Origin of the sequence: Sporofaciens sp. SGI.106, from assembly GCF_050314255.1 — a bacterium.
GTDB lineage: Bacteria > Bacillota > Clostridia > Lachnospirales > Lachnospiraceae > Claveliimonas.
The window spans coordinates 1-23,808 of record NZ_JBNPMZ010000011.1; the positions used below are offsets into that span (position 1 = coordinate 1).

The window sequence follows — 23,808 nt, forward strand, 5'->3', positions numbered from 1 at the left end:
TACTTCAATTGGTGCTCCACCGGCTGTTATCAAGCAGAAACTCTGACTCCAGAAAGTCTCCTTCCACAGCTTCTTTCGAATCTCAGGGAATTCTTTCTTCAGGAGCCTGCTGCTGGCACTCTTGTAAGCATTGATAAACTTGCTGAGTTCACTTTTGGGCTGGGCTCTGAACATAACATGGATGTGATCACCGTCATGATTCCACTCATCCACCTCAATGCCATACCTGGGTGCGATATAAGAAAAAATTTCCTTAGCACGGTCAGAAACAGTATCATCAAAGACATATCGTCGGTATTTTACAACCAAAATCAGGTGATAATACAACAGAAAAACCGAATGAGCATTATGGTCTAACTCTCGCATAATAAAAGACTTCCTTTCTTATCGACTGAGTATATTATACCACAATGCTCACCGAGTTTCAAGAACATACGTTCTTTCTTTACAATTCATCCCAACCACCTAAGAGGAGGGGGAATTCTTGCTAGATATTGTTAAATTCTTTCTTGAAATCAAATGCCATAATTTTATCCTTTCTTCTTACTCTTTTTCTTTGTCTCTGAAAGATCTTCATACATAGCCAGAATTAGTTCTCTCAGATAACTCTTATTTTCTATTTCGTTTACTAAGAGCATTGGCTTAGCTCCATCATACGGTTTTTCCTGAGGTGCATCCGGAAGAAGTTCTAAGCTTGATGCCGTTACCTTCACCAGTAATCTGTCATCATAGATTCCACCAAATAATTTGTCATTATAATAAAGCAGATATTCACCCATCATCGCTCGATATGAAATTCCTTCTAATCCAGATAGTTGGTCCAGAACAAAATTAAGATATTCTTTCTTTGATGCCATTTTCTCTTTACTCCTGATAATATTTACCTTTGTAAAAATTCTCTGCGCCTGTCTTTTCGACTGTCATTCGAAAGCATACACATCCGTCCGGACAAACATAGTCCTTCACATTCTCTTCAATTCCTCCAACAAGTGTTAAATCTCCGCCACTTCTAACAGCCTGCATATCACCATAAAGGATCTGCATCATTTTAGAACATATTCCATAGCCCTGCTCATTCACGGGACAGCCGTAGGTACAGGTGTATTTATCACCTATTTCTTCACCATTCCTGCATAAGTGTTCTGTATGGTCACCTCGCAGAAAACCTGTTACCTCTATTGAAAATCTATATTCTTCATCATACCATTTCTTCATTAATTAGACCTCCTTATATTTTTCTGCAAGTTCAGAAGCGATACGAAACAGTTCCTCCCTTATAGACTCTGGTTCAAGAACAGTTACCGTGTCCCTGCATGAAAGTACCCAGGACAACAGCCCCTCATCATCAGCATAATCATGTTCAAATAGAAGCTTTCCATCCGGCATCTCTGTAAAAGAGTCTATACCGTATTCTTCAATCAGATGCCATTTCATTGACGGATGAAAAACTGCTTTTACTTTTGCCCGTGGCGGAAACACCTTCTCATTTGATAAGTCTGGCATTGGCACCACACTTCTTCTTTCGAAATTTCTGGCATGCACCATATTTGCCATTCGGTTCAGTTTGAACATTCGATAGTCATTCCTTAGCAGACAATATCCATAGATGTACCAGCTTGACCATTTGAAAATCAGAAAATACGGTTCCATTTCCCTCTCCGTATTACCGCCCGGAGCATAATACTTAAACTTTAGTGTCTTCCCAAGCTCGATCGCATCCTGAATCAGTTCAATCTTTGGTGACAGAGAATCTTTATTCCATGATGACAGGTCGATAAGAATAGACTCATTTCCACTGACAAAATCAGATGATCCAGCCTTAAGTTTTTCCATAAGCTGCCCATAATAATGGCTGCCGCTTACACTGTCAAGACTTCGAAGACCTGCCATGATCATCTGCATATCCTTAGATGTCAGAATCGTCCGATCCATCTTATAGCCATCCATTATGTTAATACCACCGCCTGCACCCTGTGATGTCAAAATTGGAATACCAGCTTTGCATAAATCTTCAATATCTCTGTTTATTGTTCTTCTTGAAACCTCAAATCTTTCTGCCAATTCCGGAGCAGTTACTTTCTCTTCCTGTAAAAGAATGGAAAGAATGCCGATAAGCCTATCTATTTTCATATCACTTTCACTTCCTGATTCATTATACCATCTGTAACACGTCACCTATGTGTCATGTTCAATTTATATTATACTCAAAATAAAAGGTGTTACATCTGAATGCATCCAAAGTATATGGTACACTATGTAGATCTATATAACTCCTCGCGCAATAATGGGTAAAACAAAAGCGACCAACTTTTTACGGTTGATCGGCTTTTCTATTCCCCAAAATGATTATCCCAGATGATAAGCAATATCAAGCAGTTCTTCTTTTCGATCAAGGTATTCAATAATAATATAAAACCGTACAGATTTTTTATTTACCTCGTCGTGCCAACGCAAAATAAATTCATCCTCAGTAAGATATGTATAGCTACCGGAAGTCGATGGATCCATAAAATAGTAAATATACTTGTTGCTGTTGTTTTTGTCTTTCTTATATCCAATCAATACAACGTAATGACCATCTTCTTCGGTTTTACTTTTATAATCGCCTCCATCTCTCCATGCCTGAATCGCACAGATTATCGGTTTTCCTTCATCAAGATTAGTCCTGAAACCTTTAAGTATGTCTAATACACTTTGTTCATCTTTTTCCAATTCACAATCATATAAACCAGATTGCACTGAAAGAACTTTTTCCGTCTTACCCGAATGTTCTATATTACTTAAATATTCAACAATCGTCGAACTATTAGTTCCATCTTCCGGGGTTGCTGCAAGTTCCAAAAGTAGTTTATCTTCTCTGGTATCAAAGTCATAACCCGCATAACGAAGAACAGAAGCAACACAGGCTACTCCACAGGTAAAATTATGACTTTGTCTGTATAAAGGTAATCGTAAAAGTTTACTTTCCCCTTGTTTGTCCGTTTCAGGTATTTCCTCTTTTGGAACATCTGAAACTATAAAGGTATTCCCCTGTGGTACTATATCGTCTGACTTGTAATATTCCTCCATTTGTTCAGCAATATCACTGTCCGCCTGTTCCTCCGAATATGCTACAACACTCATGCCCACTAAAAATGTCAGCAATAAAATAATAGATAAAAACTTTTTCATGTGAGTAACCTCCTAATTTTCATTCTCCAACAATTACTTCTGCTTAATTACTGCAGTGTAGGTAATCGTTTCCTGATACTCTCCCGGTTCCGCAGCTTCCCAAGCAGTGATATTTCTCTTTATTCTGTCAGAGTACCCGATCTTGCTTTCGGGTTATATTTCATAATGAAGAGTTCCAAACTTTCTTTTAGTACATCAATCTGTGATTTTAGATAGAACTCATCTTCAAACAATGCGTAATGCACACACGCTCGAATCAGAATAAAAATCAATGGTGTCAGTTTTTGATAGGGAATACCCAGTTTGCCTTCTAAGAGTTTCGCATATTCCGTATATCTTTCATTAACACCGGCAAAAAATTTCTGACCGTACTCCCGATATTTCGGGTGGGTGTACACCTGATACATCAAACGGTACTTTTTTCCGTGCTTTTCCGCCGTCCAGTATGGTACCTCGTCAATGAACCGCCACAAGCCCTCAACATCTGCGGGGGCTTTCGCCATAAAATCATCTTCCACCTTACTCATACAGTATTCGGTGGATTGGATGATAAGGTCATCCAGATTTTCAAAATACTGATACAAGCTCGCAACATTACAGCCGCAAGCGTACGCAATGGCTTTTATCCCTGTTCCGTAGAACCCTTGATCGGCATAGCAATCGTAACACTTTTCCATGATCTCGATTTTCTTTGCCCTGCGGGCTTCTTCATTCACGGTGCGCAATAGATTCCCTCCCTTCTCGGCGAAAAAATAAATAATCGTTTATATTATATAAATTTCTGCATGCAAAGTCAATCAGATTACTCAAACACAATTTACGCAGAAGCTCTCCAAGCAGATCATCACTTTAAATATTTTTGCGTTATTCATTCTGTGCATTTCTGTTTCAATCCAGGTTGCTGTTGTACAATGTCTCTATTTGAAGACGACATTGCAGAAACGCTCTACACAGAGACGGGTCAAAATGGCTACCGGAGGACTTCTCAATAATGCCGAATGCCTTGTCGTAGCTAAACTGCTCCTTGTATACCCGTTTGCTCACCAATGCGTCAAACACATCCGCCAGCGCCATAATCCGGGCTTCCAAAGGAATCTCCTCCTGGGCAAGTCCGCAGGGATAACCCGTACCGTTCCACTTTTCGTGATGATAGTGAGCCACATTCACCGCAATGTTTTTAAATTGAAGATCGTCGGAATTCTGTAGAATCCGAGCCACGATTCCCGCACCCTTCTGGGCGTGGAGCTTCATAATCTCATACTCCTCCGAAACGAATTTACCCGGTTTATTGAGAATGCTGTCGGGAATGGCAATCTTTCCGAAGTCATGCAGAGGTGCGGCTTTGATAATCTGATCCGCAGTTTCCCGGGTCAACACAGAAGAATAGTCAGTGGCCAGCAGATGCTCTACGAACACACGCACCACGTCACTGGTGCGACGGATGTGCCCGCCGGTGTTGTTATCCCGGTTTTCAACGATGCTTGCCATACTGACGATGATATCGTTCTGTACCTCCACCAGCCGGGCAGTTTTCTCCTTCACCTGCGCGCCCAGTTCTTCATTATATCGCTCCACCAATTTGAGGTACTGCTGTTGTGGAGTGTCATCCCTAATACGAATGCAGTGCAGTTTCTTCCGGTACATCTCGGGAACAGAGTGGCAGACTTCCAGAATTCTACCCTCACGCTCAAAGTAGACAACATCCTGAGAATCCTCTGTCAGAACCCATTTTTTTAGCTGAAGCAGGAAATCCGTAGAAAAATCCTGAATTCGGTAATCAATCTTCAGTTTGTTCAGCTCAGGAAACCAGTGCTTGGCCTGTTCATCTGCACCGGATAAACGGAATTTACCATCACAGATCACGAAGCCATACTCCCGGCTCTCCTCAATGGCTTCTCTGGAAATACCTTTTACATCATAAGTGACCACCCGGTTCAGCATCAAGAGAATTCCACCTGCACAAACGGTATAAGCAATTGGCATCAGTTCTACCTTCAGACCTACCATTCGCTCTCCCATGAAGGTAGCACTGCACAGAATCAGCAGGCACAGAGATCCCACGCTGACAAAATGTGATACATGCTTCTTCTTGCGAAGCGCATTGGCAACAATACACAGTCCGCAACCCAGTGTTATTACGATGTATATTGGGCTCAGCTTATGAAGTGGGCCGTATTCCCTTTTCAGGAAGGTGTAGCCGTCACGTATCACCATCTCCACACTGCGGTAGTACCAGTCCACGTGTCCAGCGGATGATGCTCCCAGGAATATAATTAAGCTAATGCAAATGCACAGCCCAGTTACAACTGGCGGGATGCGAGTTTTGCACAAATCTGCAATGGTATGGATTGTGAACAGCAGCAGAAAAGGATATGCCAGGCAATACACCTGATTCCCCAGCAGAACCCCCTCTTCCGTCCTGGCTCCGGCAATTTGCAGATAACCCAGATTTACGATGACAACCGCAACCGTCATAAGAATATAATACACTGAAATATGCCTTTGAAATCTGCTTAACAGAAAAAAAACATAGCCTATGGAAATCATTAACATTGCAAAATATACTGCCTGCATCACGTTTCTCCTTCCTTTCTTTTCAGAGCATCTGGGGTGGAATCCGTTCTCGTTTTTCCCATTTTGTTATTTTATCATATCCCAGTACATTCTGCAATTTAGAAAACGCCCTGCATCCGCAGAGCGCCATTCCTGTTCTTTCATAATTATACCACCCGGAACAGTAATCTTTTACAATTGATACACTTGACATCAAATCATTGAGTAATAAAATACTTTAATTATGATTATTTCTTAAGCTTCATGATCATTTCACCAACCTGAACCTGTTTTCCTGTCACACGTTCAATTTCCGCATAATCACAAGAATTGCAGATAATCACCGGAGAAATCACATCATAGCCGGCTTCTGTAATTGCCTTGATATCAAATTCCATCATCAAGTCGCCACGTTTTACCTGATCGCCTTCTTTTACGAAGCCCTTAAAATGTTTCCCCTGTAACTTTACAGTATCAATACCTACATGTATCAGAATCTCAGCACCCTGATCAGAGGTCATGCTGACTGCATGGAGGGAATCAATGAGCATTTCGATTTTTCCGTCAACCGGTGCAAATACCTTTCCCACCGTCGGTTTTATTGCAATGCCTTTTCCAAGCATTTCCTGCTGAAAAGTTGGATCACTGATTTCTGCACTTGCCACCGCTTCCCCAAAAATCGGTGCGCAGATAATTTCTTTTCCCGGTTCTTCCGCAAGCGGAGCAATCTGAATTTCTGGTTCTTCACTCTGTTTTTTCTTTAAAAAATTAAACATACTTCTTCTCCTTCATCATAAACTTATAATAAATTATGCTTCTGCTACTTCTTCTGCTTTAATAATTATACTATGAGGGAAAAAGGCAAAAGTGTGTAAGGTGTGAGCCAGACACCTTGCAGGATTACATGAGTTTCTTCACTTCGTCGTAGACAAACTGCACCTTGGGTCCGATAATGACCTGGCAGGTGGTCTTGCTGGGACGAATAACGCCCGCAGCACCGGCAGCTTTGATTTCCTTTTCTTTAACGGTAGTGGAGTCCTTAACCTCAAAGCGCAGACGAGTAGCGCAGTAATCGAGGCCAGTCACGTTGTCCTTGCCGCCAACGCCTTCCAGAATGGCAGAAGCCAGCGCAGTGTAGTCGTTGTTCTTCGGAGTGATCGTCTTCTCGCTTTCGACCTTCTCATTCTCGACCTCACGACCGGGAGTCTTGAGGTCGAACTTACGGATAGCAAAGTCGAACACGACAAAGAACACGATGAACGCAGCAATGCCCAGCGGAATGATGATCCAGGTCTTGGCAGCGGCGGGCAGGGAGGAGGAGAAGATCAGGTCGGTAGCACCAGCGGAAAAGCAGAAGCCGCCTCGGAAGCCAACGTAGTAGGTGATGATTGTGAAAACGCCGAAGAGGGCAGCGTACACAACGTACAGTGGGAAGCACAGGAACATGAAGCCGAACTCGAAAGGCTCGGAAACGCCGCAGATGAAAGCGCAGATAGCAGCGGAAACGACCAGACCGATAGCAGCCTTCTTGTTCTTGGCGTTCTTAACAATCGCCAGAGCAGCGCCAGGGATACCGAACATCATGCAAGGGAAGAAGCCGGACATGTACATACCGAGACTCCAGCCTACGTCGGCGCTGGTCTTGCCGGCCCAGTAGTTGGACAGGTCGCCCAGACCGATGGTGTCGAACCAGAACACGTTGTTGAGAGCGTGATGCAGGCCGGTGGGAATGAGCAGACGGTTGAGGAAGGCGTAAATGCCAGCGCCAACGCCGCCGAGGCTGACGATACCGTTGCCCAGAGCAACCAGAACACCGAAGATGATGGGCCAGACAAAGACCAGAATCACAGAAACGATGATAGAGGCCAAGCCGGTGGCAATGGCGACAAAGCGCTTGCCGGAGAAGAAGGCCAGCCAGTCAGGAAGCTGGGTGCCTTTGAACTTGTTGTAGCAGGTAGCACCGATGATGGCAGCCAGAATGCCAATGAAGGAGTTGCCCGCAATCTTGGAGAACGCAATGTAGTCAACGGAACCTTCCTCCAGAGTACGGACGGCGCTCACAACACCAGGGTTGAGCAGCGTCTGCATCATCAGGAAGCTGACCAGACCGGCCAAACCGGCAGTGCCGTCGTGGTCATCAGCCAGACCAACAGCAGCACCGACGGCGAACAGCCAGGCCATATTATCAATCAGAGCGGAACCAGCCTTAATTAGCAGGAAACCGATGGTGTAAGCGGCACCAGTAGTGGCACCCTCAGCACCCATAACGGCGGGTGCCAGAGCATAGCCAAGGCCCATCAGAATACCGCAAATGGGCAGCGCGGCGACAGGCAGCATCATTGCCTTGCCGAGCTTTTGCAGTTGTTTCATCATAAGATTCTTCCTCCAGTTCTAAAATCTTAACTTTTTGTTCAGAAAGTACACTGGCTCTGTACTATCCAAACAAGGATAACTGTATTTTAACATATTATTCATAAAAACATAAGCACATTTCAAAATTTCGTGATTTGCTGGCGAGTAACAACATCCAAATGTGAACTACTCAGCAATTGAATTACCGAGGTTTCCCGCTTTTTTATCCTAAAAATCATATCGAATTACTGCACAGTTCTTCACACCCCACGCAGCATATTCTTCGTTCGTCATATCTGTAAAATATGACTGCACCACTCTGGCAATTCCATTGTGAGCCACAAGAATGTATGTCTTCTCATCAGACTCTGCTTTGATCTCATCAAGCAGATTGTAGATTCTCTGAGCCAGACGAAGTGTTGATTCACCGCCCTCATGGCTGCAGGCAAAGAACTCCTTGGCCTTCTTGAAATCCTGTCCATCACGAGGAGTGGATTCCCACTTACCAAAGTTCTGCTCGATCAATCTCGGTTCCACTCGCCATGGAATCCCTGTCATTTCGGAAATCAGCTGCGCTGTATCCACAGCCCGGCTAAGCGGAGAGCAGAGAATCTCATCAGCTTTAATTCCTTCGGCAATAATCTTACGACCAGTTTCTCTGGCCTGCTCGCGCCCATATTCTGTCAGCGGGCTGTCGGTAGCTCCACAAATCTTATTCTCAACATTCCACACGGTCTGGCCGTGGCGAACAAAATAAAAATGTCCCATTACTCATTCTCCATTCTCTTTTCTGAATTACCTTTATTCCTGCCTCCGCATAATTCTTCCGCCTTCATTTTTTAGCCATTGAACCTGTTTCTTATAATCCGGAAGAATCTTCGCAACCTCATCCCAGAATGCTTTGGAATGATTCATTTCTTTTCTATGACAAAGCTCATGAACCACCACATAATCGATGACTTCCGGTGGAGTCAGCATTAACAAACAATTAAAATTAAGATTGCCCTTGCTGCTGCAGCTCCCCCACCTGGTTTTCTGGTTACGAATAGTGATCCCACCATAATTCACTCCTACCTGCTTTGAAAAATAAGCAACTCTACCAGGTATATACTCCAAAGCCTTATCTGCCAGTTCCTGAATCTCTGCATAAGATAATGGTTCTATATTTTCCGCTTCGTATAATGCCTTCTTTTCCTGAATCTTATCTATAGATTTTCGAATCCAGCTTTCCTTTTCCTGTAAAATTCGTTCTATCTCTTTTGAGGAAGCGCACATTGGCGCTCTTACCGTTACTGTCAGGTCAGAATTTACCTGAATTGTCATCGTTTTTCTATTTGATCTGATAACTGTAACCTCCACATGAATCCTCCTAAAAAAATTATCTATGGCATTTATAGTATACAGAGCAAATATGCCTGCCTATCAATCTAACGCCCGGATTTTTCTATAAAAAGTAGATTTCGAACTGATTTTCGTCCTTCTCATTGCTTCCTCCACAGTTATAAGACCTTCCTTCAGTTCTTGATTTGCCTGGCGAAGAACCATTTCATCAACTACTATTGGCTTTCTGCCAGTATATTTTCCTTCCTTTTTTGCATGCTCAATTCCCATTCTTCTATTCGATGCATGTTCACGTCTTGTAATAATCCTTTGAGTCACTACAACAGGAACCATTGCTGCTCGTGTCATTGTGTCAACTAATATCTGGCCACTTTGATTAATGATATCCACTCCATTTGTGATTACTGTAAATATTCCATCGGTAAATCCTGCTGTAGTATCTGCAATTGCTTCCAGAGAATCCACAATGATCCTATCTCCATATTGCAGCGTCGATAGCATTCCAGATGTGAATTCTTCCACCACTTGTGACGCTCTTCTTCTTTCAACAATCAAATTATCATTCGCAGAACACATCGTAGTCCTGAGCAGCCATTCAAAACGATCATAATAATCAAGACCAACCGCGTCAAGAATATCCCAAAGATCCTCTCTGTTTTCCGAAGGAGTTCTTTCTGCAATAAAAGTTGGAATATAGTTTACTCTGTAATATCGTTCTAACCGAAGATCCATATCGATTCCCGGTATCCCTTGAAATACACTTGCAGGAAGTCCGTCAATAATCTCCCAATATGGACTAATAACATACTGGAAATTCTCTTCGTCAAATTCCTGATAATCAATTTGAGCGACACTAATCTTTTCACCGCTCTTCATAACTGCCTTAATAATTCCAGAATTAACATAGGAAGGATTACCTGCAAGCGGTGTCGTTATTCTATTTCTTGGCTGCCAATCTGAAACCACTGCTCGCATATCACTAACCTCCTTTATCTTGACATTAATCCATTATATGATTTGAGCAATATCTTTTCATATCTCTGTTTAAGAATCGTTTTATAAAATTCTTTACGTTTCTCACTTATATTTTCCACTGAATCAATCAATTTATTAATTTTGTCAAAATCAACTCTCTCTACAATTCTGATAAGCGCATTATTGCATTCTTCAAAAGCCAGGCTCGATATAATTTCATAATACGAATTTTTCCTTCCCTTATACTTCACTTGTGAGGTAGGAAATTTATAAATACGCATATCTATTTCTTCCTGGTTACCAAGAACTGCCTCAATTCTTTCATCCGTATTTAACTGTGGAAATAAACTGGAACCATTATCAAAAACAGGTGAAAGTCTATATTTATTGTCCTTTTTGATGAATCCCCAATTGCTTCCATGACGGTCAAAATTTGCAATAAAGGCATCTACAATAAACATATCCCAAAACAAATCTATAGTCTGCTCAACATCTGTTAGTTTTACATTCTCCTGAAGCATATTAATGATATCTTCATAAGAATATTGATACTTTTCTTTATCCTGCTCAAGGGAACTATCACCAACGCCATTAAATGGTACAAACACTTCATCTTCTCCAAGGAAATCTTGTATCACCACGACATGCTCCCCCTTATATGTTCCCAAAAATGTTTCTTGTGTTTCAATTCCAAGCAACGAAAAAATATGACTTCCTAAATACTCTGAAACATGATTAAAACGTAAGCCTTCTCGCGAATTCTTTTGAAACTTAACCAAATAAGGCTTCTCAGATATAAGAATAGATTTTTTTCGTTCAGCACCGGAATAATATCGATTTCCATCTGGATATCTGGAATAATCCAGCATAATCATCACCCCATTTATATTATATGAGTCAATATTTTTAGTGTCAATAGGTTTAGTTTTAATTTTGACACTTATCAAGATGTTTATTCAGCTCATATATCGAACTCCCAAATTAAAAAACACCCTGAAGAATCGCTTCCTCAAGGCTCGTATAAAATCATCTTTATTGAATCATTTTACTGTTCCCAGCCATAATGTCCAATTTTTCATTCTCCATACTCTTCAGAAATCTTTTGAATGATTCATTTCTTTCCTGTGGCAAAGCTCGTGAACCACTACATAATCGATGACTTCCGGTGGAGTCAGCATTAACAAACAGTTGAAATTAAGATTTCCCTTTCTACTGCAGCTCCCCCACCTCGTTTTCTGGTTACGAATAGTGATTCTGCCGCAATCCACTCCTACCTGCTTCGAAAAATAAGCAACTCCACTGGGTATATACTCCAAAGCCTTATCTGACAGTTCCTGAATCTCAGCATAAGATAATGGGTCTATCTCTTTTGAGTAAGCGCGCATTGGCGCTCTTACCGTTACTGTCAGGTCAGAATTCACCTGGATTGCCATCGTTTTTCTATTTGATCTGATAACTGTAACCTCCACGTGAATCCTCCTTACAACTCGGCATTGATCTTATCAATCAAAGAAAGTATATTTATTCTATAAAGTTTGAATTAATCATTACCTGCCTCATCTGCGCCTTCGAAACACTATCATGTATTTCTCGTGCCAAAGGGATTCTTTTTATCTCAACGTCAAACTGCCTTATGCTTTCTGCGATAAATGATTCTCCCTTTAGATACTTCTCCACTCGTTCATCAGCAACAACAATAATTTTCCTAAATTGCACTCCTTTGCTTTTTTCAAGCAACAGCATTTTTAAAATGTCCTGCGAAATCTTATGCTGCTGTCCAACCTTCAATTTCCCGATATGAGCATATATCTCACATATTATTTTATCTTTTTCCGAATACATATCCGGCTCAATATGAACCCCATCTGACAAATATACTTTTGTATTTCTTTCAAACAAACATCCCAGCCACTCTTCAACAGCATTTGCAATAAAGTTCTCTGCTTCCTGTTGTTCTGCGGAATTCGATTTACTTGTATCTATCATTTGTTTTCTCTCCTGAAAGCGTAAATTCTCATACATTTACCATTATGTACTTTCTCAATTAATTCCCTGGTAGGAGAATTAAGGCAAATTATTCCATAAACTTTTTTGTCCTTGTATTCCGTACTGTGTTCAAACCAATCTAAATAATTCGCAGTCTGTATGCATCATCATAACCTGAATCCTTCTTTAATTCAATAACATACAAATTGCCCTCATCATCTTCACACAAAAGATCCAACCGCCCAACTGGTATAATAAACTGCCGTCCATAAAGACCTTTTCTCTTGTACATTTTAAGTTTTAGTCCAAACTCCATCCCAATGCCACCTACTTCAACTTCAATCCATCACTAAATGCTTTACCTACAACACCACCAAGCCCTGTGTATGTATTATTACAAGGATCAAAGGAAATAGGATTTGAATTCCTTCTTCTTACCAATTTTTCTTTTCCTTCTCGCTACGATTATTTTTCTTTCGTTCTTCAACCATCTTCACAAACCATTCGACCATAGCAGGATCCTGATGCGAGAAGAAGCTTGAGGTTGCAGTGTCAAGCCCGGCAAGCGTATTCATTTCCTCATTTGTCAATTCAAAATCAAATACATTGATGTTTTCTACCATTCTTTCATAGTGGGTAGATTTAGGAATTACTACTACTCCTCTCTGGAGATTCCATCTGAGCATTACCTGCGCTGCGGTCTTACCATATTTATCACCAATAGCCTTAACCACTTCATTTTCGAATGTGTTTCCACGTCCTTCTCCAAATGGTGCCCATGCCTCTAACTGCACGTTGTATTTATCAGCATACTCTTTCAGCTGCTTCTGCTGATTGAATATATGAACTTCCATTTGCGTAATCATTGGCTTAATGCGATTGAAATTCACAAACTCCACCATTCTGTCCACATAGAAATTGGAAATACCAATAGCTCTGACTTTTCCTTCTTCATACAAATCTTCAAGCGCTCTCCACGCCCCATACGTATCACCAAATGGCTGATGAAGGAGTACGAGATCCAGGTAATCTGTCTGCAGTTTCTTCATGGATTCCAGAACAGACTGTCTGGCATTCTCATATCCATAATGCTCAATCCATACCTTTGTTGTAAGGAAAATCTCTTCACGGGGAATTCCACTTTTTTTGATGGCAGAACCCACTTCCTCTTCATTGAAATAGGACTGTGCTGTATCAATCAGGCGATAGCCTGCTTTCAGAGCATCCAACACACAATGTTCGCACTCTGCCTTTGTCACCTGATATACTCCATATCCCAACTGCGGCATGAGTATTTCTGAAATGAAAGAATACATCAATCTTTGCCTTGCAGGGGAATCTACTATTCCGGAACGAAAAAGGATTCTTGATATCAAGCGAAATGCTTTATTAGAGCAATTAAAACAGGTTCAGGAATGTATTGATTATATTGACTGGAAACAGGGTTTCTATGATGATGTTCTGTCTGGAAAAACCAGGTATTACAGCAACCTGATTAGTACAGATAATTAGCAAAATCATTTCAAAAAGCATGCAAGGGACACTAATGCCCCTTGTGCTTTTCCTTTTTCTTTTGCTGCTTCAGTTCAAACAGACGCTGTTCTTCAGCCTCTCTTTTCTCTCGGTTTCGAGCTTTGCGTTCCTGTTTGTTCTGTTCCTGCTGTAATTTCAACGCCTGCTGTGATTTTGTGCCAATGCCGGTTTCTTGCATCTGCTTTTTTGCATAACGCTGCATTCTCTTTGGATTCTTTTTTATCTCCTTTACAACAGTGTCAACAGCCGGACTGAAGTGTAAACTAAAATAGCATTTTGAAATTAACTCCTGCACTTCATAATCTTTTGGTTCTGCACCAAAAGTTACTTTTGCAACGGATAGCTTGCCCTCTTCACATCTTTCAAAGACACCTACCCAGAACGGATCATCAAAATACACGGTCAGTTTTCCGCTTACATGGTCCATAATCATCCCTCCTATAATAGATAATGAACAAAGAATGGACAACCCGGAGGGGCAGGTTACTTACCCTATTTTCATAGGACGGCCGGGCTACCTACCGGCTCTAGCACATCTTCAGATGTACATTGCGTTTTTATCTTTGTGATTGTTACCTTGATTTCAATTCAAAATGTTTATCAAACCATCTGCTGTATGCCCCGATCAGCGGCCCGTTACAGCACGCCATAATCAGTGTTCCCACACCGATCGCTACGATTTTGTGGAACATAACCAAAGTAAGTATCAGAGAAAGCGCAAGGAAGGCCAGGTCAAATGCTAATTTAAATTTGGGCAGCTCTATGTGGTATTTTTCACTTACCCCTTTCACGAAGAATTCATAGACCTGCGGGTAATAGCGGTTTTTAAAATAGAGTGTAACGCCTAATACATTTATAAAAAACCCGACTACAAAATAGACGATTCGCAGCTGTATCGGAAGGGTTCCCGTCGGGTAAATGTCCGGGTTCAGATGGGGAATCCATGTTCTCCACAGATCCAGAATGAATCCGTAGATGATTCCGGAAAGAAATGCTCCGAAATACAGAAGTTTTATTTTCCGCATTATGATACAGAAAAGGATAAATAATATCCCCTGTACCACGTATTCTGCCTGCCCGAAGGTTAATAATCCTGTTTTTACGCTGACAAGATATGCCGGAGACACAATGACAGACAAGCCAAAATCTGCCGCCGCGAGCATGGCCGTTGCCAGAGATAATATGGCTGCCCCCAGAATATACACTAATTCATGACTAACTCGAATCTTCATTAGGTTACCTCCCCATTGCCACCCGTCTCGGAAGCAATCTTTCCATCCTTTAATAATATGATCCTGTTGCAATATTCTGCCATTGCCGGATCATGTGTGACCATTATGATAGTCTTGTTCAACTCCCTGTTTATCTGGGTTAAGGCGTCAATCACGATTTTTCCGGACTGTGAGTCCAGATTGCCGGTCGGTTCATCTGCCAGGATCAGATCCGGTTCATTCATCAGAGCCCGGCAGATCGCAGTTCTTTGCTTCTCTCCTCCTGATAATTCATAGGGATGTTTGTAGAGAAGCTTTTCTATCTGGAATTTGGAACTCAGCATATGTACCTTTTCTTTAATAACCTGAGATTTCCCTTTTCCCAAGATCATTGGAAGCATAATATTCTCTTCCACCGTCAGGCTGTCCATCAGATAGTAGTCCTGAAAAATGAATCCTATTTTATTCCTTCTTATATCTGCCAGTTCATCCGGATAGCATTTCCCGGTATCCTGCCCTCCCAGGATATAGCTTCCCTCCGTTGGCTTATCAATCAATCCCAGCACTTTGAGCAAAGTCGTTTTACCACATCCGGATTTCCCCATAATCCCTACGAACTCGCCCTCCATCACAGAAAAGCTTATCTTCTTCAATACTTCAACTTCTTTCTTTTCCCCATTCCCGGGGATCTGATAATTCCTGACTAAATTGCTGACTTCTAATATCTTCATTTCTCTTCCCCTACCAAATGTTTTATATGCTTTTTCTCCAGCTTATATATACCTATATGGATGCAAATATATACTGCATACACGATTCCCATCTTTTCCGCGTATTGTACTACTTCACCCGGTGTAAATAATCTGGCTTTTAATGTCAGTGCTGTAAATATAATTCCGCTGACTATCCCAATCAGCAATGGCACAAACATATATATTTTTAACTGGAAATCTATCTTTTCCTTCCTCTCTTTTTGCCGCATTCCCATTCTGTTCAGAAAAACATCATCCCATTTCCAGCCTTTTTCTTCTTTTCTTACATATACAAAATATTGAAAAAATGAGATAAGTGTGAGTATCCACACAATAAATCCATATGCGATTCCGGTAAACAGAATCTCTGATTTCAGATTGTCCATCATCTGTACCTTCGCATAAAAAGGTTGAATCTGACTATCCCAGGTCTGGTCAAATGCACGCGCTTCTGCCAGCACTGCTAGTTCATTTTCCACATTTTCTCTTCTGCCTTCCGGTACATTCATACAAAACAATACGGTGGGTCCCTCTGTCATATTCAGGTTGTGTGAACGCGTATAATTTCTCCATTCCGCCAGTTCTGCCTGTTCCCTCGTACTCCACTGTTCCCGATTATAGGAGGAGATCATTTTCCAGTTCTTTTCAAAATATTCATCCGTCATAACGATCAGATTTTCCTGCATTCCCTGACAAAAGATGCCTGTAAGACTTGATTTTTCTTCGCTTTTTATCTCTCTTCCCGGAAATACGTTCTGATAATCCGCAGTATTATAATAGATCAGTGGCTGACCGAAACGGAGATGTTTCTGGATTCGCGTGCTGTCCCAGTCAATCGTATGTGCTTTCGCAGACAGATCCTGCTGATAGACCACATGCATCTCTTCCTGGTCCAAATCAAGCTCCCTGCTTTCTTCTCCTTTTGCCTCTTTCAATTTATAATATGTGGATTCCGATACCGCTATGTGCTGACCCTGGGGCCACTGGATTGGTCTGGTGCTGCCCCAGTTGGCTAATTTATCACTTCCGTAGATGGAAGTCATCACCATCATGGGATATTGCTCTGCCTGAATTTCATTTTCCTGTATGATCGTTTCCAGCTCTGGGATTTCCGACTCGTAAGCCTTATATACAAAATCATAGGGATACATTTCTTCTACATCCTGTTTTGTCACAGCTCCAATCAATTGTACTGCAAAAATCGCCAGAACACAGAAATGTAACACTGACAAAAAGCAAAGGGAGCCCATGTTTTTCCAAAAACGGTAATAGAATGTATTCCAATGAAATAATTTTTCGTAATACTGCTCTTTTTCTCTTCTTTTTTTCAGGAAATACGCAAAAACTCCTATGATTAGAAGCACACAGCCGGACACTGTTAATATATGAATAAAGTCCATTTCTGCCCATTCCCTGATTGAGAACCAGATGCATCCAAGTCCGTAGAAACAGACGCCCAGGAAAATATACACCGGCAGTTTCTTCTGCGGAAAATAATCTGCCCTGACATCATCTGTCATATCTGTTGATTCTCCAACAGCCAGAAAACTATCCTGATTGAAGGCTAATGCGAGGAGCATTTCTATCAGATAGAGAAGGAGGCCAATGCCGATACTTGTAAAACTAAGTCCTCCTGTGAATGCGATACTCTCCTGAAAACCTTTTAGGAGTGCATTTTTAGCAAGTATTGATGCGGCCATTCCCGCCAGTGTGCCGAGGATCGCGCCTCCCAATATATTGGCTGTATACCCGCACAGAAAGATCAGGTAAGCCGTCCGTTTCCGGATACCAAGAATGACCAGCAGGCGAAACGATCTTCTTTGTTCCCGTATGTACCATGAGCATATCATATACATCATGCAGATGGAAAGCACAATTAATATTAACCCCAGATTCCGAAACAGCTTATATATTCCCTCACCAATAAAGAAATTGAAAGTTCCGTCTTTCCTGTATATTTCCTGTGTCATGAGAAAGACCGCCAAAACCGTCTGTGTGATTGCAGAAATCAGAGTTGCTGCAAGAAGCACAGTCATCTGCTCTTTCCAGTAATACCGGAAATGGCTTCTTACAATCCCGTAAAATTCTTTTGGATATTGCCCCGGAAAATCATTTGCCCTTTTTCTGTGTTCTTTTTCCTCCCGTTCTCTTTTTCTGGAAGTCTCATATATTTCTTCAATTTCTTCCTTCTGCTCCAGAAATTTCAATCCCAAAAATTCTATCAGGAAGAGAATAAGCAGGATTCCGCAGGGTCCGACATAGGGCAATGGATCCTGCATTTGCGTAAAAATGAGAAAGGGCGCACAGGAAAACCACAGACTGAATCCGGACAAATGATAAAGCAATCCCGCATGTCCTTTTGTAATCAGCAGGAGTGTTCTTATGCCAAATAAAAATGCAAAAAAGCTTTCTTCCAGAAAAGGAAGATACTCCGGGCAAAATTTTTTTTCTGTTATCCATTTAGAAATAATTTCCCAGCAAAAATAATACTGCCCTTCCATATAGTATTTCACAAAAAACAGGGAAAGAACAACCAGTAATCCTATGATTACCTGAACATAATACACACTCGATTTTCTTCTTCGTTTTTTCATCTGCAATCCGCCTTCGTTTCCTCTATCTTTCGCTTATCCAAATACCTTAAGCATCTTTTCTTCCTCAAATTGTCTGGAATACAGCCGGTAATACTGTCCTTTTTTATGGATCAGTTCCCGGTGATTTCCCTGTTCTATGATCTTGCCGTCCTTCATCACCAGAATGATGTCGGCATTCCGTACCGTTGACAGCCTGTGAGCGATCATAAATGAGGTATGTCCCGCAAGCAGTCTGTCCGTTGCCTTCTGGATCAGCTGTTCCGTCCAGGTATCGATGGAAGAGGTTGCCTCATCCAGCACAAAGATGGCTGGATTCGCAAGGATAGCCCTGGCAAATGAGATCAGCTGTTTCTCTCCGGTAGACAGCCGGTTACCGCCCTCGCCGACGTCTGTATCATAACCTTTTTCCAGTTTTGCGATGACCTGATCTGCCGATACCTTTCTCGCTGCCTCTTCTACTTCCGCGTCTGTGGCGTCCAGCCTTCCGTATCGTATATTTTCACGGATTGTTCCTGAAAACAGATGAGGATTCTGCAGCACATATCCAATCTGACTGTGAAGCCACAGCTGAGAGCGCTCTCTGTAATCTCTGCCGTCAATCAGTATCTGTCCTTTCGTCGGTTCAAAGAACCGTCCCGCCAGATTGACAATGGTAGACTTTCCGGCACCGGTATCTCCCACAATTGCCACCTTCGTTCCGGCAGGAATCTTCAGATTGAAATCTTCCAGCACATTTTCCTTTCCGTCCGGATAACAGAATGTTACATTTCGAAATTCGATTTCTCCTTTGATTGGTTCCCAGTTATCCTTTTTCGGATGCACCGCATCTCCATATTTTTCTATAACCTCCGGGGAGTCCGTCACATTCGGCTCCTGTTCCAGAAGTCCCACTACCCGCTCGATATTTGCCTGGCAAGCCACCATATCCGACATCAGTCTTGCCAGCTGCTGAATGGGCTCAAAGATGCTCACCGCGTATGACAGGAATACGGATAATGTTCCAAGGGCAATCACCTGATTCTGTACAAAGTAACCTCCTCTTGCCAGCACGAACGCTGTCACCGATGAGCTGAAAAACAGAATCAGCGGCATGTAGATTGCTGTTAGTTTCGCCAGTGTCATGGAACTTTCCTTCATTCTTCCGGTGATTTCCCGAAATGATCTGTCATTCAATTCTTCCATAACCAGTGTCTTGCTGGTCTGAGCTCCCGTGATTCCTTCATTAAAGGCTCCTGTGATCTCAGAATTGGTCTCCCGGATCTTCCGGTTCCAGAACAGCATTTTCTTCTGGAAAAATGCCGTAAGAACTGCAATAAACGGGACCACAAGGATTACGATTGATGCAAGCCTCCAGTTCAGGACAAACATGATTACAAATACGCCCACCACATAGGCCAGCGCCCAGAACATATCTACCAGTCCCCACGCAAGTACGGTTGCGATTTTCAGGGTATCACTCATGACCCTGGCATGGATGTAACCCACCGGGGTCGTATTATAATAGGAAAATGATAACTTCTGCAGGTGTACAAACTGCGCCCGCTTCAGATCTTTTCCCACATTCATTTCAATATTGATTGCCGCCCTTACGCTTATGAACACGCAGACTGTCTGCATAATAATTACAAAAGCATAGGCAAATGCAAAGGGTCCCACTCCTTCCAGCGTATCCGGCACAATAAAATGATCGATGGCATAACTCTGGAACAGCGGAACTACCACATCCACAAGTACCAGAAGTACATTCAGACTGATGGTCGTGATAAAATATTTATAGTAAGGTCTGAAGAAAGGCAGCATCTTTTTCCAGATTCCAAAGCTGAATGTCTTACTGTCTGTCACTGATTCTTTCATCTACCTCTCCTCCCTCCTCCAGTAATCTTCGATCATCCTGATTCATCTGGATCTCATAAATCTTCCGGTAAATACCATCCCGTTCAATCAGCTCCCGATGGGTTCCGGTTTCCTCTTCTTTTCCATGGTTCAGCACCAGAATCCGGTCCGCTTCCATAAGTGTCGTAATCCGGTGGGAAATCAGAATCACCGTTGCATCCTTCATTTTCTCCTTCAATGCCCGCCGGATTCTGGTATCCGTCTCTGCATCTACCGCAGACAGAGAGTCATCAAACACCATGATCGGCGCTTTTGCGATGAGCATTCTGGCAATGGCTACCCGCTGTCTCTGACCGCCGGACAGGGTCACACCTCTCTCGCCCACCATAGTATCGTACCCATCCGGAAATGAAAGGATTTCCTCATCCACACAGGCAATCTTTGCCGCCTCCCGGATTTCTTCCATCGTTGCCTCAGGATTCGCTGCCGCAATATTTTCCCGGATAGTTCTGGAAAAAAGAAACGGTTCCTGCATGACCATCCCTACATGCTCACGCAGCCATCCCACGGGAATATCCTGAATATCGACTCCTCCGATCTGAATCCTGCCTTTTTCCAGCACAAACAGCCTGTCAAGAAGATGCACCAGCGTTGACTTTCCACTACCGGTGCCTCCCAGAATTCCATAGGTTGCCCCTTCTTTGATGTGGAAACTCACATCTTTCAGCACATTTTGTCCGTCTCCATAACCAAAGGTCACATGATCGAAGGTAATGTCCATATGCTCTGGCTTTTTTCCTTCCTCCGACATGTCCTCTTCTTCCGAATCCAGTATGTAATTGACACGGTCAAAGGAAACACCTGCTTTACTCATATCTGAGAGAATACGTCCCAGACTTCTGACCGGCCACACAAGTGTTGTATTATAAGAAGCAAATGCAATAAATTCTCCGGCTGTGATTCCTCCATGCACCGCCTCAACTGCGCCCAGAGTGATGATAAAAAGAACCTGGAATCCTGTAATCAGGTCACCAACTGCCCAGTAAAGTCCTGACAGCGTCCCAAGCCTGATCCACAGTCTGGCAAAGATATCATTCTTCTCATCAAACCGATCAATCTCAAATTTCTCCCGTCCAAATGCCCGGACCACACGTACACCGGTAGCATTTTCCTGGACAACCGTAGAGAGTTCCCCCTCCGCCTCGTCCGCCGCGGTAAAGTTTCTTGCAATGAGATGATAGAACACTCCCGAATAGAGCACGATGACCGGTGTAAATGCCAGTGCCACAAAGGTCAGCTTCACATTCATGGAAAACATCATGACCAGGGATGTCACCAGAAGAAATACGGTACGGAATACCTCCAGTACCTGGGTAACCACAAAGTTTCTGATCGTCTCCACATCCGCTGTGCACCGCTGGATAATGTCGCCCGTCTGGTTCTGCGCATGCCATTTCACAGGAAGCCGCTGTACATGATAAAAAAGCATATCTCTCATGGTCTTTGCAAATGTCTCGCCCGCTTTGGCGGTATTACTTCGATAAAGATAAATGGCGACTCCATTTACCAGCGCAATCCCGATCACTACCAGTGACAGTATCCATAAATGCTCCTTCAGATAAGAAATGCCGCCCGGAACCAGCACCTGATCGATGGTGAAACTGAAAATTCTGGGAATCAGAGCATTCAGTATTGTAGAAATAAAAGAGGCCAGCAGAACAATCAAAAAATAGCCTCTGACCTGCTGTGAAAAACGCAGGATCAAATGCAACCTTCCATGTTTTTTCATACGAGCTCCTTTCTCTTATATCTGCCTGCAACTGCTAAAAATGTCAATGTAAACACAATTCCCTTGGCAACGGATGTAGATGTAAGCGCCCACCAGATTCCATTCAGTGCCAGCACGGAAGACGATAACAGAATCGCCAGCGGAATCCGCGAACCGGTAAACAATATGCTGATCACGCTGCAAAGCTTTGTTTTCCCAAGCCCTGACAAAGCTCCGACTGTCATCAGTTCCACACACATAAACGCTTCACCGAATCCAAGAATAATCAGATAATCCACGGCTAACCGAATAACGTCTTCCTCATAGAAAAAGACATGAGATATCTGTACCGGCAAAACCAGGAACATCAGCATAATCATACTTCCCCATATAGCCGCTGCCCAGAAGGATATCCGGTATCCCCTGCGGACTCTGTCCATTTTACCAGCCCCGTAATTCTGAGCCACAAACGCATTAATCGCTGCCGCAAATCCATCTGCCATGTTCCACGAAAGCGCCTCCACCTGTCCGCCCACGCGCTGAACTGCCACGGCATCCGCACCGAAAGATGCAACCATTTTGGTAAGCACCATAGAAATCATACAGTACATGCTTCCCTGTATCGCTGTTGGTATGCCGATCCGGCACACTCCTCCATAATATTTTTTGCCAGTCATCTTATTAAGACATATTCCACGCAGCACATTCTGTCCGCTCTTATCTTTCACAATGCCAAGAATCATGACTATCATTACAATGCACTGTGCCACCACGGTTGCCACTGCAGCCCCTGTCACTTCCAGTCTTGGAAACGGCCCCAGCCCAAGGATCAGAACCGGATCCAGGATCATATTGGTCACCAGCCCGATAAAGTTCGCCTTGAGGGGCGTTTTTGAATCTCCCTGAGCAGTGTAGATTCCCGTCAACACTACTGCCAGATAGGAAAACAGAATCATCCCACAGGTGATTCTTGTATAGCTGACTGCGTAAGTCTCTGCCTGAGCATTACCAAGCCCAAACACTGCCACCAGTTCTCTGGTAAAAAGGATACTAATGGAAGCAAACAGGATGCCAAATACCGTTACCAGCTGAAGTGCAGCTTTCGCATACTCTCCTGCTTCCTTTCGTCTTCCTGCTCCGATCTCCTGCGCCACATGGACCTGTCCGCCCATTCTGGCAAGAGAAGAAAGTCCCTGCGACAGCCAGATATACATACCGCCGACTCCGACTCCCGCAACCGCTTTCGATCCCAGCATTCCAATCCATGCCATATCCGTAATATTATAAACTGTACCCAAAAAAGACGATGCCACGATCGGCATCGCCAGCATCACCAGCGATTTTAATATCGAACCCTCAATCAAATTCACCTGTTTGCTTTTACTCATTATTACCCTCCGATTTATTCTTTTCTTCCGATGGCAGTGCATAAATTCCATCGATTTCAAATGCACTGATCCATGGATATTCCATATACCGTACTATGATCGCCCCTTCTATCTTCACTCCGTCTTTCGGATAATATACCTTTCCCATCACACTCTCATCACAGACAAATCCCAGCCCGGTGTAATACGCTTCCTCCTCATCAGCAAAACCTACTGACATCTCCATATGTGGAGGCGCACATCAACTGGTAAATTCTATTGTCTCCAGAACAATATCTGTATAGCCCAGCCTTTTCATGTAGGCAATGGCATTTTCATTTAATTCCACCATATTATGAATCCTCTTATTTT

At 42.8% G+C, this 23,808-nt stretch carries 26 protein-coding genes; 1 reads left to right on the forward strand and 25 read right to left on the reverse strand.

All coding sequences use genetic code 11. The annotated features are described in order from the left end of the window. The 17 genes from tnpA to ACQRCC_RS09340 all read right to left on the reverse strand — a co-directional run. A partial coding sequence (tnpA, locus tag ACQRCC_RS09260) for an IS200/IS605 family transposase (protein ID WP_427850532.1) occupies positions 1 to 366 on the reverse strand: 366 nt, incomplete at its 3' end. Positions 367 to 530: 164 nt separating this feature from the next. Then, positions 531 to 857 carry a TfoX/Sxy family protein gene (locus ACQRCC_RS09265; RefSeq protein WP_427850533.1) on the reverse strand — a complete coding sequence of 109 codons (327 nt, stop codon included), beginning with the start codon at positions 855 to 857 and terminating at the stop codon, positions 531 to 533. Positions 858 to 864: 7 nt separating this feature from the next. Beyond that, positions 865 to 1,215, reverse strand: coding sequence for a TIGR04076 family protein (locus tag ACQRCC_RS09270; protein WP_427850534.1), 351 nt, complete (start codon positions 1,213 to 1,215; stop codon positions 865 to 867). A gap of 3 nt (positions 1,216 to 1,218) precedes the next feature. Continuing rightward, positions 1,219 to 2,130: a helix-turn-helix transcriptional regulator gene (locus tag ACQRCC_RS09275; RefSeq protein WP_427850535.1), complete on the reverse strand. Its 912-nt coding sequence runs from the start codon at positions 2,128 to 2,130 to the stop codon at positions 1,219 to 1,221. 216 nt (positions 2,131 to 2,346) lie between these two features. Further along, the gene (locus tag ACQRCC_RS09280; protein WP_427850536.1) at positions 2,347 to 3,171 is read right to left on the reverse strand and encodes a C39 family peptidase; all 825 of its coding nucleotides are present in this window, start codon (positions 3,169 to 3,171) and stop codon (positions 2,347 to 2,349) included. 119 nt (positions 3,172 to 3,290) lie between these two features. Next, positions 3,291 to 3,887, reverse strand: a complete 597-nt coding sequence (locus ACQRCC_RS09285) for a TetR/AcrR family transcriptional regulator (RefSeq protein WP_427850621.1) — start codon at positions 3,885 to 3,887, stop codon at positions 3,291 to 3,293. Between the two features lie 172 nt (positions 3,888 to 4,059). Continuing rightward, positions 4,060 to 5,745, reverse strand: a complete 1,686-nt coding sequence (locus ACQRCC_RS09290; protein ID WP_427850537.1) for an HD domain-containing phosphohydrolase — start codon at positions 5,743 to 5,745, stop codon at positions 4,060 to 4,062. Positions 5,746 to 5,972: 227 nt separating this feature from the next. Further along, positions 5,973 to 6,500 (reverse strand): PTS sugar transporter subunit IIA, encoded by a 528-nt coding sequence (locus ACQRCC_RS09295; RefSeq protein ID WP_427850538.1) that lies wholly within the window; start codon positions 6,498 to 6,500, stop codon positions 5,973 to 5,975. Positions 6,501 to 6,624: 124 nt separating this feature from the next. Next, positions 6,625 to 8,094, reverse strand: coding sequence for a PTS transporter subunit EIIC (locus ACQRCC_RS09300; protein WP_427850622.1), 1,470 nt, complete (start codon positions 8,092 to 8,094; stop codon positions 6,625 to 6,627). 210 nt (positions 8,095 to 8,304) lie between these two features. Then, on the reverse strand, positions 8,305 to 8,844 hold the full coding sequence (locus ACQRCC_RS09305) for a histidine phosphatase family protein (RefSeq protein ID WP_427850539.1): 540 nt from the start codon (positions 8,842 to 8,844) through the stop codon (positions 8,305 to 8,307). A 33-nt stretch (positions 8,845 to 8,877) separates the two neighbouring features. Next, positions 8,878 to 9,435, reverse strand: a complete 558-nt coding sequence (locus tag ACQRCC_RS09310) for a M48 family metallopeptidase (protein ID WP_427850540.1) — start codon at positions 9,433 to 9,435, stop codon at positions 8,878 to 8,880. Between the two features lie 63 nt (positions 9,436 to 9,498). Beyond that, positions 9,499 to 10,392 carry a recombinase family protein gene (locus tag ACQRCC_RS09315; RefSeq protein WP_427850541.1) on the reverse strand — a complete coding sequence of 298 codons (894 nt, stop codon included), beginning with the start codon at positions 10,390 to 10,392 and terminating at the stop codon, positions 9,499 to 9,501. A gap of 14 nt (positions 10,393 to 10,406) precedes the next feature. Further along, positions 10,407 to 11,261 (reverse strand): HipA domain-containing protein, encoded by an 855-nt coding sequence (locus tag ACQRCC_RS09320; RefSeq protein WP_427850542.1) that lies wholly within the window; start codon positions 11,259 to 11,261, stop codon positions 10,407 to 10,409. Positions 11,262 to 11,483: 222 nt separating this feature from the next. After that, complete coding sequence (locus ACQRCC_RS09325) at positions 11,484 to 11,861, reverse strand: M48 family metallopeptidase (protein WP_427850543.1); 378 nt, start codon at positions 11,859 to 11,861, stop codon at positions 11,484 to 11,486. Between the two features lie 52 nt (positions 11,862 to 11,913). Beyond that, complete coding sequence (locus ACQRCC_RS09330) at positions 11,914 to 12,378, reverse strand: hypothetical protein (RefSeq protein WP_427850544.1); 465 nt, start codon at positions 12,376 to 12,378, stop codon at positions 11,914 to 11,916. A gap of 139 nt (positions 12,379 to 12,517) precedes the next feature. Then, positions 12,518 to 12,694 (reverse strand): endonuclease NucS domain-containing protein, encoded by a 177-nt coding sequence (locus ACQRCC_RS09335; RefSeq protein ID WP_427850545.1) that lies wholly within the window; start codon positions 12,692 to 12,694, stop codon positions 12,518 to 12,520. A 118-nt stretch (positions 12,695 to 12,812) separates the two neighbouring features. Next, the gene (locus ACQRCC_RS09340; protein WP_427850546.1) at positions 12,813 to 13,637 is read right to left on the reverse strand and encodes an aldo/keto reductase; all 825 of its coding nucleotides are present in this window, start codon (positions 13,635 to 13,637) and stop codon (positions 12,813 to 12,815) included. Between the two features lie 43 nt (positions 13,638 to 13,680). On the opposite strand from ACQRCC_RS09340, the gene ACQRCC_RS09345 reads away from it, so the two are divergent. Then, entirely contained in the window at positions 13,681 to 13,890 is a 210-nt protein-coding gene (locus ACQRCC_RS09345) for a hypothetical protein (RefSeq protein WP_427850547.1), read from the forward strand. Positions 13,891 to 13,921: 31 nt separating this feature from the next. On the opposite strand, the gene ACQRCC_RS09350 is transcribed toward ACQRCC_RS09345, so the two are convergent. The 8 genes from ACQRCC_RS09350 to ACQRCC_RS09385 form a co-directional block, all read right to left on the reverse strand. Then, a complete protein-coding gene (locus tag ACQRCC_RS09350) occupies positions 13,922 to 14,338 on the reverse strand; it encodes a YjdF family protein (RefSeq protein WP_427850548.1) in 417 nt (138 codons plus the stop codon). 145 nt (positions 14,339 to 14,483) lie between these two features. Continuing rightward, positions 14,484 to 15,143 (reverse strand): YczE/YyaS/YitT family protein, encoded by a 660-nt coding sequence (locus tag ACQRCC_RS09355; RefSeq protein WP_427850549.1) that lies wholly within the window; start codon positions 15,141 to 15,143, stop codon positions 14,484 to 14,486. After that, complete coding sequence (locus ACQRCC_RS09360; RefSeq protein WP_427850550.1) at positions 15,143 to 15,853, reverse strand: ABC transporter ATP-binding protein; 711 nt, start codon at positions 15,851 to 15,853, stop codon at positions 15,143 to 15,145. Before ACQRCC_RS09360 ends, ACQRCC_RS09355 begins: the two co-directional genes overlap by 1 nt. Beyond that, positions 15,850 to 18,468 carry an FtsX-like permease family protein gene (locus tag ACQRCC_RS09365; protein WP_427850551.1) on the reverse strand — a complete coding sequence of 873 codons (2,619 nt, stop codon included), beginning with the start codon at positions 18,466 to 18,468 and terminating at the stop codon, positions 15,850 to 15,852. Before ACQRCC_RS09365 ends, ACQRCC_RS09360 begins: the two co-directional genes overlap by 4 nt. 33 nt (positions 18,469 to 18,501) lie before the next feature. Continuing rightward, positions 18,502 to 20,322, reverse strand: a complete 1,821-nt coding sequence (locus ACQRCC_RS09370; protein ID WP_427850552.1) for an ABC transporter ATP-binding protein — start codon at positions 20,320 to 20,322, stop codon at positions 18,502 to 18,504. Then, a complete protein-coding gene (locus ACQRCC_RS09375; protein ID WP_427850553.1) occupies positions 20,297 to 22,090 on the reverse strand; it encodes an ABC transporter ATP-binding protein in 1,794 nt (597 codons plus the stop codon). The genes ACQRCC_RS09370 and ACQRCC_RS09375 overlap by 26 nt, the downstream gene beginning before the upstream one ends. Next, positions 22,087 to 23,457, reverse strand: coding sequence for an MATE family efflux transporter (locus ACQRCC_RS09380; RefSeq protein WP_427850554.1), 1,371 nt, complete (start codon positions 23,455 to 23,457; stop codon positions 22,087 to 22,089). Before ACQRCC_RS09380 ends, ACQRCC_RS09375 begins: the two co-directional genes overlap by 4 nt. After that, positions 23,450 to 23,683: a hypothetical protein gene (locus ACQRCC_RS09385; RefSeq protein ID WP_427850555.1), complete on the reverse strand. Its 234-nt coding sequence runs from the start codon at positions 23,681 to 23,683 to the stop codon at positions 23,450 to 23,452. The genes ACQRCC_RS09380 and ACQRCC_RS09385 overlap by 8 nt, the downstream gene beginning before the upstream one ends. Positions 23,684 to 23,808 lie beyond the last annotated feature (125 nt).